The sequence below is a fragment of the Burkholderia sp. BE12 genome (assembly GCF_002959955.1).
Classification (GTDB): Bacteria; Pseudomonadota; Gammaproteobacteria; order Burkholderiales; family Burkholderiaceae; genus Burkholderia.
This window is the reverse complement of sequence record NZ_PREY01000011.1, coordinates 83,995-99,918: the sequence shown is the minus strand read 5'-3', so window position 1 is coordinate 99,918 and position 15,924 is coordinate 83,995. Positions and strand designations below refer to the sequence as shown.

Annotated in this window: 18 protein-coding genes, 1 other RNA gene and 1 riboswitch; of the genes, 11 read left to right on the top strand and 8 right to left on the bottom strand. The window is 69.8% G+C overall.

Going from position 1 to position 15,924, the window contains the following annotated elements; genetic code table 11:
- The first annotated feature begins 6 nt into the window (after nt 1-6).
- From cobU to C4B30_RS14610, 4 genes are read left to right on the top strand one after another with little or no spacing between them, the layout of a single operon-like run.
- On the top strand, nt 7-561 hold the full coding sequence (gene cobU, locus C4B30_RS14625; RefSeq protein WP_027785146.1) for a bifunctional adenosylcobinamide kinase/adenosylcobinamide-phosphate guanylyltransferase: 555 nt from the start codon (nt 7-9) through the stop codon (nt 559-561).
- Nucleotides 555-1,499, top strand: a complete 945-nt coding sequence (gene cbiB, locus C4B30_RS14620; RefSeq protein WP_027785147.1) for an adenosylcobinamide-phosphate synthase CbiB — start codon at nt 555-557, stop codon at nt 1,497-1,499. The genes cobU and cbiB overlap by 7 nt, the downstream gene beginning before the upstream one ends.
- Complete coding sequence (cobD, locus tag C4B30_RS14615; RefSeq protein WP_027785148.1) at nt 1,492-2,511, top strand: threonine-phosphate decarboxylase CobD; 1,020 nt, start codon at nt 1,492-1,494, stop codon at nt 2,509-2,511. The genes cbiB and cobD overlap by 8 nt, the downstream gene beginning before the upstream one ends.
- Nucleotides 2,508-3,425 (top strand): cobalamin-binding protein, encoded by a 918-nt coding sequence (locus C4B30_RS14610; RefSeq protein ID WP_027785149.1) that lies wholly within the window; start codon nt 2,508-2,510, stop codon nt 3,423-3,425. The genes cobD and C4B30_RS14610 overlap by 4 nt, the downstream gene beginning before the upstream one ends.
- Before the next feature lie 107 nt (nt 3,426-3,532).
- Here C4B30_RS14610 and cobC read toward each other — a convergent pair whose 3' ends face one another.
- The 5 genes from cobC to C4B30_RS14585 all read right to left on the bottom strand — a co-directional run bounded on the left by cobC (nt 3,533) and on the right by C4B30_RS14585 (nt 7,915).
- Nucleotides 3,533-4,117 (bottom strand): alpha-ribazole phosphatase, encoded by a 585-nt coding sequence (gene cobC / locus C4B30_RS14605; protein WP_027785150.1) that lies wholly within the window; start codon nt 4,115-4,117, stop codon nt 3,533-3,535.
- Nucleotides 4,102-4,854 (bottom strand): adenosylcobinamide-GDP ribazoletransferase, encoded by a 753-nt coding sequence (locus tag C4B30_RS14600; protein ID WP_034185434.1) that lies wholly within the window; start codon nt 4,852-4,854, stop codon nt 4,102-4,104. The genes cobC and C4B30_RS14600 overlap by 16 nt, the downstream gene beginning before the upstream one ends.
- Before the next feature lie 13 nt (nt 4,855-4,867).
- Entirely contained in the window at nt 4,868-5,923 is a 1,056-nt protein-coding gene (cobT, locus tag C4B30_RS14595; protein WP_027785152.1) for a nicotinate-nucleotide--dimethylbenzimidazole phosphoribosyltransferase, read from the bottom strand.
- 61 nt (nt 5,924-5,984) lie between these two features.
- On the bottom strand, nt 5,985-6,803 hold the full coding sequence (locus C4B30_RS14590) for an ABC transporter ATP-binding protein (RefSeq protein WP_027785153.1): 819 nt from the start codon (nt 6,801-6,803) through the stop codon (nt 5,985-5,987).
- Complete coding sequence (locus tag C4B30_RS14585; RefSeq protein ID WP_034185435.1) at nt 6,803-7,915, bottom strand: FecCD family ABC transporter permease; 1,113 nt, start codon at nt 7,913-7,915, stop codon at nt 6,803-6,805. The genes C4B30_RS14590 and C4B30_RS14585 overlap by 1 nt, the downstream gene beginning before the upstream one ends.
- 42 nt (nt 7,916-7,957) lie before the next feature.
- Nucleotides 7,958-8,206: riboswitch (cobalamin riboswitch) on the bottom strand.
- A 154-nt stretch (nt 8,207-8,360) separates the two neighbouring features.
- On the opposite strand from C4B30_RS14585, the gene C4B30_RS14580 reads away from it, so the two are divergent.
- The 5 genes from C4B30_RS14580 to C4B30_RS14560 all read left to right on the top strand — a co-directional run bounded on the left by C4B30_RS14580 (nt 8,361) and on the right by C4B30_RS14560 (nt 10,737).
- On the top strand, nt 8,361-8,711 hold the full coding sequence (locus tag C4B30_RS14580) for an ATPase (protein WP_027785155.1): 351 nt from the start codon (nt 8,361-8,363) through the stop codon (nt 8,709-8,711).
- Nucleotides 8,708-9,022, top strand: a complete 315-nt coding sequence (locus tag C4B30_RS14575; protein WP_006478091.1) for a cell division protein ZapA — start codon at nt 8,708-8,710, stop codon at nt 9,020-9,022. The genes C4B30_RS14580 and C4B30_RS14575 overlap by 4 nt, the downstream gene beginning before the upstream one ends.
- Nucleotides 9,023-9,103: 81 nt before the next feature.
- Nucleotides 9,104-9,285: non-coding RNA, 6S RNA (gene ssrS, locus C4B30_RS14570), on the top strand.
- Between the two features lie 69 nt (nt 9,286-9,354).
- On the top strand, nt 9,355-9,816 hold the full coding sequence (locus C4B30_RS14565) for an EVE domain-containing protein (RefSeq protein ID WP_027785156.1): 462 nt from the start codon (nt 9,355-9,357) through the stop codon (nt 9,814-9,816).
- A gap of 180 nt (nt 9,817-9,996) precedes the next feature.
- Entirely contained in the window at nt 9,997-10,737 is a 741-nt protein-coding gene (locus C4B30_RS14560) for an SIMPL domain-containing protein (RefSeq protein ID WP_027785157.1), read from the top strand.
- A 111-nt stretch (nt 10,738-10,848) separates the two neighbouring features.
- Here the strand turns inward: C4B30_RS14560 and lgt are convergent, their stop codons facing one another.
- Nucleotides 10,849-11,745, bottom strand: coding sequence for a prolipoprotein diacylglyceryl transferase (gene lgt, locus C4B30_RS14555; RefSeq protein ID WP_027785158.1), 897 nt, complete (start codon nt 11,743-11,745; stop codon nt 10,849-10,851).
- Nucleotides 11,746-11,834: 89 nt separating this feature from the next.
- A complete protein-coding gene (locus C4B30_RS14550) occupies nt 11,835-12,749 on the bottom strand; it encodes a LysR substrate-binding domain-containing protein (protein WP_027785159.1) in 915 nt (304 codons plus the stop codon).
- A 134-nt stretch (nt 12,750-12,883) separates the two neighbouring features.
- On the opposite strand from C4B30_RS14550, the gene ilvD reads away from it, so the two are divergent.
- A complete protein-coding gene (gene ilvD, locus C4B30_RS14545) occupies nt 12,884-14,557 on the top strand; it encodes a dihydroxy-acid dehydratase (RefSeq protein ID WP_027785160.1) in 1,674 nt (557 codons plus the stop codon).
- Between the two features lie 128 nt (nt 14,558-14,685).
- On the top strand, nt 14,686-15,012 hold the full coding sequence (locus C4B30_RS14540) for a c-type cytochrome (RefSeq protein ID WP_027785161.1): 327 nt from the start codon (nt 14,686-14,688) through the stop codon (nt 15,010-15,012).
- Nucleotides 15,013-15,161: 149 nt separating this feature from the next.
- Here the strand turns inward: C4B30_RS14540 and C4B30_RS14535 are convergent, their stop codons facing one another.
- Nucleotides 15,162-15,917 (bottom strand): DUF2486 family protein, encoded by a 756-nt coding sequence (locus tag C4B30_RS14535; RefSeq protein WP_027785162.1) that lies wholly within the window; start codon nt 15,915-15,917, stop codon nt 15,162-15,164.
- Between the last annotated feature and the right edge of the window lie 7 nt (nt 15,918-15,924).

Genomic DNA, 15,924 nt, shown 5'->3' with positions numbered 1-15,924 from the left:
CACGCGATGATTCCGCACGACCTCACCTTCGTCCTCGGCGGCGCGCGCTCGGGCAAGAGCGCGCATGCCGAGCGGCTCGCCGCCGACAGCGGCCGCCCCGTCACCTACATCGCGACCGCGACCGCCGCCGATGCCGAATTCGCTCAGCGCATCGCGCATCATCGCGCGCGCCGGCCGGCCGACTGGGGGTTCGCCGACGCGCCCGTCGATCTCGCGGGCACGCTCACGCGGCTCGACGATCCGCACGCCTGCCTGCTCGTCGACTGCCTGACGCTGTGGCTCACGAACCTGCTGTGCCCCGCCGACGGCGAACCGCTCGACGACGCGCGGTACGCGGCGCACGTCGAACGGCTCGAGCACGCGTTGCGCGGCGCGCGCGCGAAGGTGATCGTCGTCAGCAACGAGATCGGGCTCGGCGTCGTGCCGCTCGGGTCGGTCACGCGCCGCTACGTCGACGAGCTCGGGCGCCTGAACCAGCGCATCGCCGCGCTTGCGACGCGCGTCACGCTGCTGGTTGCCGGGCTGCCGCTCGACCTCAAGGCGGGCACGCAGCCATGCTGATGCTGTCGTTGCCCGTCGTCGCGATGCTCGCGGTCGCGGCCGCGCTCGTCGACCGCGCAATCGGCGAGCCGGCCGGCTGGCATCCGCTCGTCGCGTTCGGCCGCGTCGCCGCGCGCATCGAAGCCGCGCTGAACACGGGCCGGCGCGGCCGCGTGGTCGGCGTCGCCGCGTGGCTCGCGGCGGTCGTGCCGCCGGTGGCCGTCGCGGCCTGGCTCGTCTGCGTGCTGCCGTGGCCGTTCGCGGCTGCGCTGCACGTCGCGCTGCTGTGGTTCGCGCTCGGCGCGAAGAGCCTCGCCGACCACGTCGCGCCGATCGCCGCCGCGCTGCTGCGGCGCGACCTCGACGCGGCGCGCGCGCTGACCGCGCGCATCGTGTCGCGCGACACCAGCAGCGCGGACGAAGGTGCGCTGTCGCGCGCCGCCGTCGAATCGGCGCTCGAGAACGGCAACGATGCAATCTTCGGCGCGCTCTTCTGGTTCGTCGTCGCGGGCGGTCCCGGCGCGTTGCTGTTCCGGCTCGCGAACACGCTCGACGCGATGTGGGGCTATCGCACGCCACGCTTCCTGACCTTCGGCTGGGCTGCCGCACGCATCGACGACGCGCTGAACTGGATTCCCGCGCGCCTCACCGCCGCGAGCTACGCGCTGCTCGGCGACACGGCCGCCGCGTGGCGCTGCTGGCGCACGCAGGCGCGCCACTGGGACAGCCCGAACGCGGGCCCCGTCATGGCCGCGGGCGCCGGCAGCCTGAACGTGCAGCTCGGCGGCCCGGCCGTCTATCACGGCGAGATCGAGGATCGCCCGGCGCTCGGCACCGGCGCCACGGCCACGGCCGTCCACGTCGTCGCCGCGCTGTCGCTCGTCACGCGCACGCTCGCCTTGTGGCTCGCGCTGCTGGTCGCGAGCGGCGCACTCGTCATGGCCACCCATCATGTCTGACTCATCCATCGCGCACGGCGGCAACCTGCATGAAGCCGCCCGCCGCCACGGCATTCCGTACGACGCGTGGCTCGATCTGTCGACCGGCATCAATCCGGCGGGCTTTCCGGTGCCGCCCGTCCCGGCCGACGCATGGCGCCGGCTGCCCGACGACGGCGACGGCCTCGCGGCCCGCGCCGCGCAGTACTACCACGCGCCCGATGCCGCGCACGTGCTGCCGGTCGCCGGCAGCCAGGCCGCGATCCGCGCGTTGCCCGGCTTGCTGCCGGCCGGCGACGCCGGCGTCGCGGCGCTCGCGTACGGCGAATACGCGCCCGCGTTCGCGCGCCACGGCCATCGCGTCGTCGCGCTTGACATCCGCGCCGACACGCTGCCCGCGACGCTGCGCCACGTCATCGTCGGGAATCCGAACAATCCGACCGCCGAATTCGTGCCGACCGGGCGCCTGCTCGGCTGGCATGCGCAACTGGCGGCACGCGGCGGCACGCTGATCGTCGACGAAGCGTTCGCCGATACGGGCGCCACGCCATCGCTCGCGCCGCGGGTCGATCATCCGGGGCTCGTCGTGCTGCGCTCGGTCGGCAAGTTCTTCGGGCTCGCCGGGATCCGCGCGGGCTTCGTGCTCGCGTGCCCCGACCAAATCGTCGCGTTGCGCGACAGGCTCGGCGCGTGGACGGTGAGCGGCCCCGCACGCCACGTCGTCGCCGCGGCGTTCGCCGATCGCGCGTGGCAAGCGGCCGCCCGCGAGCGGCTCGCGGCCGACGGCGAACGACTGGCCGCGCTGCTGCGCACGCACGGCTTCGCGGTTCGCGCGACGCCGCTCTTCAGCTGGACCGACGACCCGCGCGCCGCGGCGCTGCATGCGGCGCTCGCGACGCGCGGCATCTGGACGCGGCACTTCCCGATGCCGTCGAGCGTGCGCGTCGGCCTGCCGGGCAGCGAAGCCGAATGGCGGCGCCTCGGCGACGCGCTCGCGCATTGCGTGCCGCTGCTGCCGCGGGCCGCCGCATGAGTCCGCCCATGTTCCGCCGGCTCGCGCCGGCCGCGCTGCTGGCGGCGCTCGCTCGCGCGCCGCTCGTCCACGCCGACGTCACGACGCGCGACGACGCCGGCAATACGGTCACGCTGCCCGCGCCCGCGCAGCGGGTGATCAGCCTCGCGCCGCACGCGACCGAACTCGTCTACGCGGCCGGCGGTGGCGCGAAGCTCGTCGGCACCGTCACGTACAGCGACTACCCGGCCGCCGCGCAAGCGGTGCCGCGCGTCGGCGACAACAAGGCGCTCGATCTCGAACGAATCGCCGCGCTGAAGCCCGACCTGATCGTCGTCTGGCGGCACGGCAACGCCGAGCGGCAGACCGATGCGCTGCGCGCGCTGCACATCCCGCTGTTCTTCAGCGAGCCGAAGCATCTCGACGACGTGTCGTCGTCGCTGCGCCGGCTCGGCATGCTGCTCGGCACGCAACCGATCGCCGATGCCGCCGCGGCTGCCTTCACACGGGACCTCGCGACACTACGCGCACGCTACGCGGCACGCCCGCCCGTCACGCTGTTCTTCCAGGTGTGGGACCGCCCGCTGACGACGCTCAACGGCACGCACCTGATCGACGAAGTATTCGAACTCTGCGGCGGCCGCAACGTGTTCGCGTCGCTCAAGCCGCTCGCGCCGACCGTGACCGACGAGGCCGTGCTCGCGGCGAATCCGGAAGCGATCGTGACGACGAGTGCCGGCGCGACCCGTTCGAACGAACCGCTGCCGAGCCTCGCGCGCTGGCGCGCGTGGCCCGCGCTGACGGCCGTGGCGCGCCACAACCTGTTCGCGATCGACGGCGATCTGCTGACGCGGCCGTCGCCGCGGATCGTGCAGGGCGCGGCCGCGCTGTGCGAGGATCTGGATGCCGCGCGTGCGCGGCGGCCGGCGCGCTGATTTCCGGCGGCCGGCGCGTTCGTCGCGCACCGACGCCGGATGCGTCCGGCGCTCGAGACGGACCGATCGTGCGCAGCGTCGTCGTTCACCTGCGGACGCACGTACGCCTATGCATCCCAGTGCACGACTTCCCATGTTTGCGCGCCGTCGTGCGTGCGCAGCCAGACGGCCCCGCCCGTCGGCACGGGCCGCGACAGCAGCGTGTCGAGCGGCATGCGCAACACATGCGACGCGAATGCGCGGATCACGCCCGCATGCGTGACGACCCATTGCGAGCCGTCGAGCTCCGCAAGCGTATCGGCCTGCCGCGCCACGCGTTCGACGAATCGCGCCACGCTTTCTCCGCCGTGCGCGCATGCATGCATCAGGTCGGCCGCCCACGCATCGAGTGCCGCGCGGTCGATATCGTCCCAGCGCTGCATTTCCCACGCGCCGAAATCCATTTCCTGCCAGTCGGCATCGCGCCGCAGCGGCACGTCGAATGCCCGCGCGAGCCGTTCGGCAATCGACGCGCAACGCGTGAGCGGGCTCGTCCAGACCCGTTCGGGCATCGGTGCGCCCAGTGTCGACACATGCGCACGCACGGCCTGCGCGCCGCCCTCGGCCGAATCGGCGAGCGGCACGTTGCTGCGCCCATAGCAGATGCCGGGCTCGATGCCGACGGCCGGATGGCGGATCAGGACGATGTCCATCCGAGCACCACGAGATAGATCGCCAGTTCGCCCAGTTGCTGCGCGAAACCGAGACAGTCGCCGGTATAACCGCCGATCCGCTTCACGAAATAGCGGGCCAGCCCCGCGCGCACCAGGACGAGCGCCACGCATGCGGCAACGCCCATGCGCCAGTCGGGCCAGAACAGCCACGGCAGTCCGAACACCGCCGCGACGCACGCGGCACGTGCGCTCATCCGTTGCGCGACCGGCTTCGCCTTGCCTTCGGGCCGCACGTAGTCGAGCGACATCAGCAGGCTCACGGCCATCGTGCGGCTCGCCGCGTGCGCGGCGATCATCGTCCATGCGGCGCGCAACGGCAGCATCGACGTCAGCGCCTGCCATTTCAGCCCGAGCGCGATCACGAGCGCGACCGCGCCGAACGTGCCGATCCGCGAATCGTGCATGATGCGCAGCACGTCGTCGCGCGTGTAACCGCCGCCGAACGCATCGCAACTGTCGGCAAGGCCGTCTTCGTGGAATGCGCCGGTCGCGAGCAACGTCGCGGCCATCGACAGCCCGACCGCGATCGACGCGGGCAGCGCGCGCAGCGCAACGAGATAGACCAGCGCGCCCCATGCGCCCACGCATGCGCCGACGAGCGGGAAATAACGCGCGGCCTGGTCAAGGTCGCCGGCCGCGTAGCCGATCGAGCGCGGCATGGGCACGCGCGTGAAATAGCCGAGCGCGACGAAGAAGTAGCGCAGTTCGGCCCGCATGCCGCGCGTGCGCTCAGGCGTCACGATTGTCGACGCCGGCGGATTCGAAGCTCGCCATCTCGCCGAGGAACGCGGCCGCGGCGCGCACGAGCGGCAGCGCGAGCGCGGCGCCCGTGCCTTCGCCGAGCCGCAGATCGAGCGCGAGCAGCGGCTTCGCACCGAAATGCTCGAGCATGCGCCGGTGGCCGGCCTCGTGCGACGTATGCGAGAACACGCAGTAGTCGCGCACGCCGGGCGCGATGCGCTCGGCGACGAGCAGCGCGGCGGTCGCGATGAAGCCGTCGACCAAGATCGTCATCCGCTCGCTCGCGGCCGCGAGGTACGCGCCCGTCATCATCGCGATCTCGAAGCCGCCGAACGTCGCGAGCACGTCGAGCGGCGCAAGCGCATGCGAGTGCTTGACGAGCGCGCGGCCGAGCACCGCGCGCTTGTGCGCGAGGCCCTGGTCGTCGAGCCCCGTGCCGCGGCCGACGCAGGCATCGATCGGCACGTCGAGCAGGCGGCTCATCAGGCAGGCGGCCGACGACGTGTTCGCGATCCCCATCTCGCCGAAGCCGATCACGTTCGTGCCGAGCGACGCGTGCAGGCGGACGCGCGCCGCGCCGGCCTCGAGCGCCGTCATCGCTTCTTCACGCGTCATCGCGGGTTCCGCCGCGAAGTTGCGCGTGCCGCGCGCGACCGGCAGCGACACCAGCCGGTCCGACAGCGGCAGCGGCGACGCGACGCCCGCATCGACGATCTCGAGCGTGCTCTGCGCGACGCCCGAGAACGCGTTGATCGCCGCACCGCCGGCCAGGAAGTTCGCGACCATCTGCGCCGTCACCGCCTGCGGATAAGGACTGACGCCTTCGGCCGCGATGCCGTGGTCGCCCGCGAACACGATCGTCACGGGACGCTGCACGACCGGCCGCTCGGTGCGCTGGATCAGGCCGAGCTGCAGCGCGAGCGCCTCGAGCTGGCCGAGGCTGCCGGGCGGCTTGGTCTTGTGGTCGATCACATGTTGCAGGCGCGTGCGCAGCGCGTCGTCGAGCGGCGCGATCGCGGGCGGGAAATGGGTCGGAGTCGTCATCGAGGAGCCGTGTCGTGCGCGCGGCATGCGCCGCGCATCGGAAAAATCGGAACAGGAAGGGTCATTGTCGCGCAGGCCATGCCGGCAGCAACGCATCGCGGCCGTTCTCGCGGATCAGCACGAGCGGATAGCCGAACGCGTCGCTCGCGCGCTCGGGCGTCAGCACGTCGTGCACGGGGCCGGCCCACGCATGGCCGCGACCGTCGAGCAACAGCGCATGCGTCGCGAAACGCCGCGCGAGGTTCAGGTCGTGACACGAAAACATCACCGCGCGCGGGCCTGCCGCGAGCCAGGCGGCCAGCGCGGTCAGGCAGTCGATCTGGTGATGCAGGTCCAGATGCGCGAGCGGTTCGTCGAGCAGCATCAGCGGCGCATCCTGGCACAGCGTCGCGGCCAGCGCGACCCGCTGCCGCTCGCCGCCCGACAGCGACATCACGTCGCGCGACGCGAGCGCGGTCAGGTCGAACGTCGCGAGCGCATCGCGCGCCGCTGCGCGATCGCCGTCGCGCTCCCAGCCCCAGCCGCCGAGATACGGAAAGCGGTTCAGCAGCACTGTGTCGAACACGGTCGCGCTGAACGCATCGTGCAATTGCTGCGGCATCAGCGCGCGACGCTGCGCGAGTTGCTCGGGGCGCCACGCGGCAAGCGGCCGACCGTCGATCTCGACGTATCCGCCGACGGGCGGCTGCAATCCCGCGAGCGTGGCGAGCAGCGTCGTCTTGCCCGCGCCGTTCGGTCCGGCGACGCACCAGATCTCGCCGGGGCGGAACCCCTGCGTGAAGCGGTCGAGCAACGTGCGGGCGCCGGCCTTCAGCGTCAGGTCCACGGCCGTACAGGACATGTCGCCGGCAGCGGCGTGCGGTGCGGTGGTGCCCGTCATCACATCGGCCTCCTCAGCAACATCCACAGGAACACCGGCACGCCGATCAACGCGGTCATCACGCCCACCGGCAATTGCGCGGGCGCGATCGCGGTGCGCGCGAGCAGGTCGGCCGCCATCACGCCGCCGCCGCCCGCCAGCATCGCGGCCGGCAGCAGCATCCGCTGGTCGTTGCCGAACGCGAGCCGCAACGCATGCGGCACGACGAGCCCGACGAAGCCGATCGTGCCGGCCGTCGTCACGGCGGCCGCGGCAGCCAGCGACGCGACGAGATAGATCCGCACGCGCAGGCGCGCGACCGGCACGCCGAGCGCGAGCGCGGTCGCGTCGCCGCGCAGCAGCACGTTCAGTTGCGGCGCGGCCGGCAGCGCGACGCATGCGCTCAGCAACAGCGCGCCCCACGCGAACCACGGCGCCGTCGCGCCGTTCAGGTCGCCCGTCAGCCAGAAGATGATGCCGCGCAGCCGCGCGTCGGGCGCGAGCGACAGCAACAGCGTGACGAGCGCGCCCCACCCCGCCGCGATCACGACGCCCGTGAGCAGCAGCCGCGGCGATGCGTCGCGCGATTCGCCGCGCCACAGCTCGCGCCTCGCGAGACCGAGCACGAGCGCGACCGATACGAGCGAACCGGCGAACGCCGACGCGTCGACGAGCCACCATGCGCCGCCCGCGATCATCGCGACGAGCGCGAAGCCGGCCGCGCCGCCGGACACGCCCAGTACGTACGGCTCCGCGAGCGGATTGCGCAGCAGCACCTGCAACAACGCGCCGGCGAGCGCGAGCAGTGCGCCGCACGCGAAACCCGCGAGCGAGCGCGGCAGGCGCAGCGTCCGGACGATATCGGCAAACAGGGTATCGCCGCCGTGCGGCACGAGCGACGCGAGCGCCTGCCACGGCGACATCGGCACGCTGCCGATCGACAGCGACGCGACGAACAGCAGCGCGACCACAGCGGCCAGCGCGGCCCAGATCGCGACGGCGCGCGCGGCGCTCATGCCGCGCACGGCCGCGCGCACGACGCGCGGCACATCCGCTTGCGGGAGTCGGCCGGGCGCGACAGCGGCGCAGGGCGGACGATTGGGGTCGGCATCGAAGAACGTTCCGTGAAACATTGCGCGCCCCGCTTCCCCGCAGGCCGCGCGTCATGGAGCCCGTGCGGGCTCCCCGTCTCGGCCGGTATCCGGGCTGGCGGCGGTCCGGCTCGCCTTCCCGCGCCATGACGCGCAGTGGCCCGCGCCCGCATGCGACCTGCACGCGAAACGCGCCCGAGCCGGCCTGCGTCACGCGACGCGGCCGCTTACCGTTGCGGGGGCAGCGCAGGTTGGCGCGCTCCTGGAGCCCGCACCCTGCTTCCCGTTTAACCGCGCGTCCTGCGCGCGAGCACCGAGGCGGCGCCAGTTTAGGAGCCGGTCGCGCGAGCGTCAAGGAAGCGTCCGGACCCGCGCGGGACGCGCTTATTCGCGGCAAGAAGCAGGGGTGTTACGACTGGAAACGTTACAGATGTCGGATTGCGCGTTATTCCGCGCTAAAATGCTGGGTCTTTAGAGGACGCAGCAAATGCTCAACGAACTCGAAACCCTGTCTCAAAATATTGGCCGTCTGATTTCGCTGAACAAGCGCTATCACTCGGAACGGCTCGCGCTCGAGGAGCAGGTCGCGCAATTGCGCGCGGAAGCGGACACGGTCCGCGCGGAACTCGCGCAACTGCGCGACGAACGCAATGCGCTCGCGGCCGAGCGCGACACGTTGTCGGCGAAAATCGACGACGCCCAGGTGAAACTGAACGCGATTCTCGAAAAGCTGCCGCGCTCGAAGAGCGCGGAGCAAGCCGACAACCAGCTCGACCTGCTGGATGCGCAGGCGCGCGCGGATGGCGATGACGCGGCCAGCCACGGAGAACATGCATGAGCACCAAGCAGATCGAAGTCTCGATTCTCGGTCAGCCCTATCGGCTCGCCTGTTCGGCCGAGACCGAAGCGGCGCTGCTCGAAGCGGTCGCGCGCGTCGACGCCGAAATGTCGAAAATCCGCTCGAACAGTTCGGTGCGCGGCACCGATCGCATCGCGGTGATGGCGGCGCTGTCGCTTGCATCGGAATTGCTGCGGCTGCAAACGAGCGTGCGGCATGGTGAAGCATTTCCGGCGGAGGAAATCCGTCGTACAATGCACCAGATGAACGAACAGCTCGGCGCGGTGCTCGCACAGCACGAGACGCAGTAACGTTTCAAACGGTGCGTCGATTTCCCTTGATCTCGACGGTCAACGGTGGTCAAATTGGCGCATCGAATCACAGTTCAGTCAGCTTCCCTGCCTGGTTCGCCAAGGTCATATATTCCTTGAACCAATGCCATGTGCACGGTTGCGGAAATTTGTAGCACGGGCGCGCGCGTCACACTGTCTGATGTACCCGAAGTGCTGCTAACTGCGACCAACTCTGAACCTCAGGTTCAGGATGCCGGCCTAGCGGCCAAGGTGGGGGCCTATCCAACGGCATCGGGCAAGTCCCGGTGCCGTTTTCTTTTGTGGCAGCCTTTTCTGCGTCGATCACGACCATGCAATACTGGCTGATGAAGTCCGAACCGGACGAAGCAAGCATCGACGATCTCGCCCACGCACCGCAGCGCTCGCTGCCGTGGACCGGCGTACGCAACTATCAGGCGCGCAATTTCATGCGCGACACGATGAAGATCGGCGACGGCGTGCTGTTCTATCACTCGAGCTGCCCCGAGCCGGGCATCGCCGGCCTCGCCGAAGTATCGTCGACGCCCTACCCCGATCCCACGCAGTTCGATCCGAAAAGCCCCTATTACGACCCGAAATCGACGCAGGAAGCGCCGCGCTGGCTGCTCGTCGACGTGCGCTTCGTGAAGAAGTCGCCGCTCGTGCCGCTCGCCGCGCTGCGCGAGCACGACGAGCTCGCCGACATGCGCGTGCTCGCGCGCGGCAACCGGCTGTCGATCACGCCCGTCACGCGTGCGGAATGGCGATTCATCACCGAAAAGTTGATGAAGTAGACGCGCGTCAAAGGTCAAATCCGGTCAGGACGCGCTGCCGTAACGGAACTCGCGGCACTTTCGCGCAGCCTAAGCAACCGCTGTCGGCCGATCGGGCCGGCTGTCGTTTTTTCGTCGCGCGGTACGCCCGCGTCGCGCACGCGTGACCCGCGTGCGCGCCCTCGCACAAGGAGTCCAACAATGACCAAGAAAACCGCACTCGCGCTGTCGCTCGCCCTCGCCGCCGCCGTTCCCGTCGCGCTGACGCTCGCGTCGCCCGCCGCGCACGCCCAGGCGGCGAACCCGCACTTTCCGGAGCCGGCGGGCGTGCTGTCGCTTTCGTCGCAGGCCAGTGCCGACGTGCCGCAGGACATCATCCACATCACGCTGTTCTACGAGCAGCAGGCCAAGGATCCGGGCAGCCTCACCGCGCAGTTGAACCAGCGCGCGGACGCGGCCCTGTCGCAGGCGAAGGGCGTGTCGGGCGTCACCGCGCACACGGGCGCGTTCTCCGTGTATCCGAGCACCGATCGCGACGGGAAGATCTCCGCATGGCGCGGGCGCACCGAGGTCGCGCTCGAATCGCGCGATTTCGCCGCGGCGTCGAAGCTGGCAGGCCAGTTGTCGAACCTGATGCAGGTCGCGAACGTCGAGTTCTCGCTGTCGCCGGAAGCGCAGCGCACGGCCGAGCAGAAGCTCACGACCGACGCGATCAAGTCGTTCCGCGCCCGCGCGGACGAAGCCGCGAAGGCGTTCGGCTACAGCAGCTACACGATCCGCGACGTGAACGTCGGCAGCGGCCGCAACGTGCAGCCGTACACGCGCATGATGGCGATGGCCGCGGCGCCGATGGACAGCGCGAAGATGAGCGCGCCGATCGCGGTCGAAGGCGGCAAGGCCACCGTGTCGGTCACCGTCAACGGCTCGGTGCAGATGAAGTAACGCGCATCGCGCGGCTGTCGGAAACGAAAAACGCCGGCCCGAGGGCCGGCGTTTTTCATGCGCGTCCGGGTAGCCGATGCACGCGTCGATCACGCGTACATCGATACCCCGTCATGCAGTCGCATTCGCGTTCGCCGCGCGGCGGCGATACGCCCAGACCATCAGCGCGATACCCGCGAGAATCATCGGCAGCGACAACCACTGTCCCATCGACAGGCCGAGGGCGAGCAGCCCGAGGAAGTCGTCCGGCTCGCGCGCGAACTCGACCGTGAAACGTGCGAGGCCATAACCGATCAGGAACAGCGCGGATATCGCGCCCATCGGCCGCGGCTTGCGCGCGAACAAGAACAGCACGAAGAACAGCGCGATCCCCTCGAGCGCGATTTCATAGAGCTGCGAAGGATGGCGCGGCAGCATCTGGTATTGCATGAACACGTCGGCGAGATGCCACTTCTCGACGAGCTCCGGATGTTTCGGCAACCATGCCGCATCGTCGCGCATCGCGCCCGGGAACAGCATCGCCCAAGGCGACGTCGGGTCGGTCACGCGGCCCCACAGCTCTCCGTTGATGAAGTTGCCGAGGCGCCCGGCCGCAAGCCCCGTCGGCACCATCGGCGCGACGAAATCGGTGACCTGGAGCCAGTGCCGCTTGCGCTGCCACGCGAACAGCATCATCGCGAGCGTCACGCCGAGGAAGCCGCCGTGAAACGACATGCCGCCTTCCCACACCTTGAACACGTCGAGCGGATGCGAGAAGTAGAAATCGGCCTTGTAGAACAGCACGTAGCCGAGCCGGCCGCCGAGCACGGTGCCGAGCACGCCGTAGAACATCATGTCGTCGATGTCCTTCGCGGTCCAGCCCTGCGCCGCGACATGCGGCAGCTTCAGGCGGATCCGGCCGACGACGATCGCCGCGATGAAGCCGACGAGATACATGAGGCCGTACCAGCGCACGGCCAGCGGCCCGAGATGGATCGCAACGGGGTCGAAATTCGGGTGAATGATCATGGATTAGCGAAGAAGTTTTCGAATACGGTACGGCCGTCGCACGCGCGCAGCACCGCGCGTTGGACGGCGCCGGCACGCCATCGTTCACGTCACGCGGCAAGACCCTGCGCGCGCACGACGTCGATGAACCCGGCGAGCACGGGGCTCACGTCGCCGGTGCGCCACACGAGGCCCGTCTCGACGACCGGCGCATGGCCGGCCAGCGGCCGGTAGACCACGCCGGTGCGCCGCAGGTTACGCAGCGATTGCGGCACCAGTGCGACGCCCATGCCGGCCGACACGAGGCTGACGATCGTCTGCATCTGGATGGCCTCCTGGCCGATGCGCGGGGTTTCCCCCGCCGCGCCGTAGCAGCCCGTAATGATGTCATAAAAGCCGGGCGCCAAACGACGCGGAAAGATCACGAGCGGCAACGCGGCGACGTCGGCAAGCTGCACGGGCTCATCCTCGGGCGCGTCGGAGGCCGTACTCGGCATCGCGACCACCAGCGGCTCGCGCACGACGGGCAGGTACGACAACCCGGCCGCGTGACGCGGCGGCACGGGCGGAATGACGAGCCCGGCGTCGATGCGCCCGGCGACGAGTTCGTCGATCTGCACGTCGCTCGTCGCTTCCACCAGTTGCAGCCGCACCTGCGGATAGCGCGCGCCGAAGGCACGCAGCAACGACGGCAACAGCCCGTAATCGGCGGTCGACACGAACGCGAGCGACAACGAACCGGCCTCGCCGCGCGCGAGCCGCCGCGCCAGCGGCGGCAGCGCATCGGCCGACGCCAGCAGCCGGCGCACGTCGGGCAGCAGCGCCGCGCCGACCGCCGTGAGCGCCACCGAGCGCTTGGTGCGCACGAACAGCGCGACGCCCAGCGCGTCCTCGAGCGCGCGGATCGCCTGCGACAGCGGCGGCTGCGTCATCGACAGGCGCTCGGCCGCACGGCCGAAATGGCGCTCGTCGGCGACGGTCACGAAATAGCGCCACTGGCGCAGGTCGGGGATCAGATCGGCCATGTTCGACTCATTCGCAAAACGACTTAATAGGCGACAAATAATATATTGGACATCCCAATCGGGAAACTCCATGCTTGTTCGACCCGAACCGGCGCGCCCTCCCGAGCGACGCCCACACAACGATGGAGTCCCCCATGTCGTACAACCGTCGCTCGAAGCACATCACGCAAGGCGTGGCCCGTTCGCCGAACCGCTCGATGTATTACGCCCTCGGCTACCAGAAGGACGATTTCGACAAGCCGATGGTCGGCATCGCGAACGGCCATTCGACGATCACGCCGTGCAATTCCGGTTTGCAGCGCCTGTCGGACGCAGCCGTCGACGCCGTCAAGGCGGCCGGCGCGAACCCGCAGATCTTCGGCACGCCGACGATTTCGGACGGCATGTCGATGGGCACCGAAGGGATGAAGTACTCGCTCGTGTCGCGCGAAGTGATCGCCGACTGCATCGAGACCTGCGTGCAGGGCCAGTGGATGGACGGCGTGGTGGTGGTCGGCGGCTGCGACAAGAACATGCCCGGCGGCATGATCGCGCTCGCGCGCCTGAACGTGCCGGGCATCTATGTCTACGGCGGCACGATCCGCCCCGGCAACTGGAAGGGCCGCGACCTGACGATCGTGTCGTCGTTCGAAGCCGTCGGCGAATTCACCGCGGGCCGGATGTCGCAGGAGGACTTCGAAGGCGTCGAAAAAAACGCGTGCCCGACGTCCGGTTCGTGCGGCGGCATGTACACCGCGAACACGATGAGTTCATCGTTCGAGGCGCTCGGCATGTCGCTGCTGTATTCGTCGACGATGGCGAACCCCGATCAGGAGAAGGTCAATTCGGCCGCCGAATCGGCGCGGGTGCTGGTCGAGGCCGTGAAGCGCGACCTCAAACCGCGCGACATCATCACGAAGGCATCGATCGAGAACGCGGTGTCGGTGATCATGGCCACCGGCGGCTCGACCAATGCGGTGCTGCACTATCTCGCGATCGCGCACGCGGCCGAGGTCGACTGGACGATCGACGACTTCGAGCGCATCCGCAAGCGCGTACCGGTGATCTGCGACCTGAAGCCGTCGGGAAAGTACGTCGCGACCGACCTGCACCGGGCCGGCGGGATTCCGCAGGTGCTGAAGATCCTGCTCGATGCGGGGCTGCTGCACGGCGACTGCATGACGATCACCGGCCGCACGATCGCCGACGAGTTGAAGGACGTACCGAGCGTGCCGCGCGCGGATCAGGACGTGATCTTCCCGATCGACCGCGCGCTGTACAAGGAAGGCCATCTCGCGATCCTGAAGGGCAATCTCGCGGAAGACGGCGCGGTCGCGAAGATCACCGGCCTGAAGAACCCGGTGATCACGGGCCCGGCGCGCGTGTTCGACGACGAGCAGAGCGCGATGGATGCGATCCTCGGCGACCGGATCCGCGCGGGCGACATCCTCGTGCTGCGCTACCTCGGCCCGCAGGGCGGCCCCGGCATGCCGGAAATGCTCGCACCGACGTCCGCGATCATCGGCAAGGGGCTCGGCGAATCGGTCGGCTTCATCACGGACGGCCGCTTCTCGGGCGGCACCTGGGGCATGGTGGTCGGCCACGTCGCGCCGGAGGCGTTCGTCGGCGGCACGATCGCACTGGTGCAGGAAGGCGATTCGATCACGATCGACGCGCACCGGCTGCTGCTGCAACTGAACGTCGACGATGCGGAACTCGCGCGCCGCCGCGCTGCGTGGCAGCAGCCGGCGCCCCGCTATACGCGCGGCGTGCTCGCCAAATTCGCGGCGCTCGCCCGGCCGGCGAACCTGGGGGCGGTCACGGGTTGATGCACAGGCGCCACGGCATGCGGCCCCGATAATCGGGCCGCCCGGGGGGAACGCGCAAAACGTGCTTCCCCTTTGCTTCTATAATGCGCGGACCATGAAGCCGGCCGTCCCCGCCGGCGGAGAACCGCATGAAACAGACGATATCGCGCGTGCTGCTCGCCATGCTGCTGACCGGCAGCGCGGCGGCGGCGCATGCTGACCAGGCCGACGGGCTCGCGCTGGCGCAGCGCAAGAATTGCATGGCCTGCCATGCGATCGGCAAGCCGCTGATGGGTCCGTCGTTCCGCGACATCGCCGGCAAGTACGCGACGCGCGGCGACGGCGCCGATTACCTGGCGCAATCGATCGTGAAAGGCAGCGTCGGCGTATGGGGCAGCGTGCCGATGCCCGCCAATACGCAACTGACGAGCACCGAGGCCCACACGCTCGCTCAGTGGGTGCTGTCGGTACGCTGAAGCGGATACCCGCGCGGCGTACCCGCATTGGGTGCAGGACGTCGCAAGAGGACGGGCCGGCCCGACCAACCAGCGCGCCTCCCCGGCGGGCTTAGCAGGCGCTTACCGAACCTGCACCCTCTTTTTCGCCACCGCGAACGATTGCGCGTTCAGCCGGAATGGCCGGCGCGACGACGGGCGATCTCTTCATCGACCGCATCGCGCACCCAGTCCATCACTTCGGTTTCCAGCGCGAGTGCGACTTCGCGCGTGACCTGGCCGACCAGCCAGGCCGAATGCTCGTGCAGCGCATCGCGACAACGCGCTTCGATGGCCTCGCGCCCTGCCCCGGTCAGATAGTTCGTCAGGCGATTGCGAAGCCGTTCGGCGATGTGCTGCGCATCTTCCGGTGTCAGCGCGACTGCGGCCTGCGCATCCGGCTGCGGCGCTGCGCTCGGCAGGGCCGCCTCCGGCATCGCCGGCTCGGGCACGTATGCGGCCGCCTCGCGCGCCATCGCGGCGAACGTGTGCGGCGGCGTGTCGTCATCGACCAGCGACGAGCGCAGCGGCGCCGTCATCGCCGCCGCGTCTTCGGCGACCACGTGCTCCGCGGCGCCGGGCTCGGCCGGCGCATCGGTCTCACCCGCGGCGGTTGCCGTTGCCGCATCGCCCGGCAGCTCCACGGTCGGCACGTGCGGTGTCGGCACGGGTTCGACCATGACGGAATCGGGGTCGGCTTCGGTTTTATCGGATTCAGCCGGCGCGGCACCGGCGGCGGCCGGCGTGATCACGTCGGTGAGCACCGGAATCGCCGCGTCATCGTGCGGCCGGGGGGCGGCGGACGCGGGCGAGCGCGCCGGCGCCGGCTTGCCCGGCACCAGCACGTCGGTCAGCGTCGGGATCGAGGATGAATCGGCTTCTGTCACGGGAACA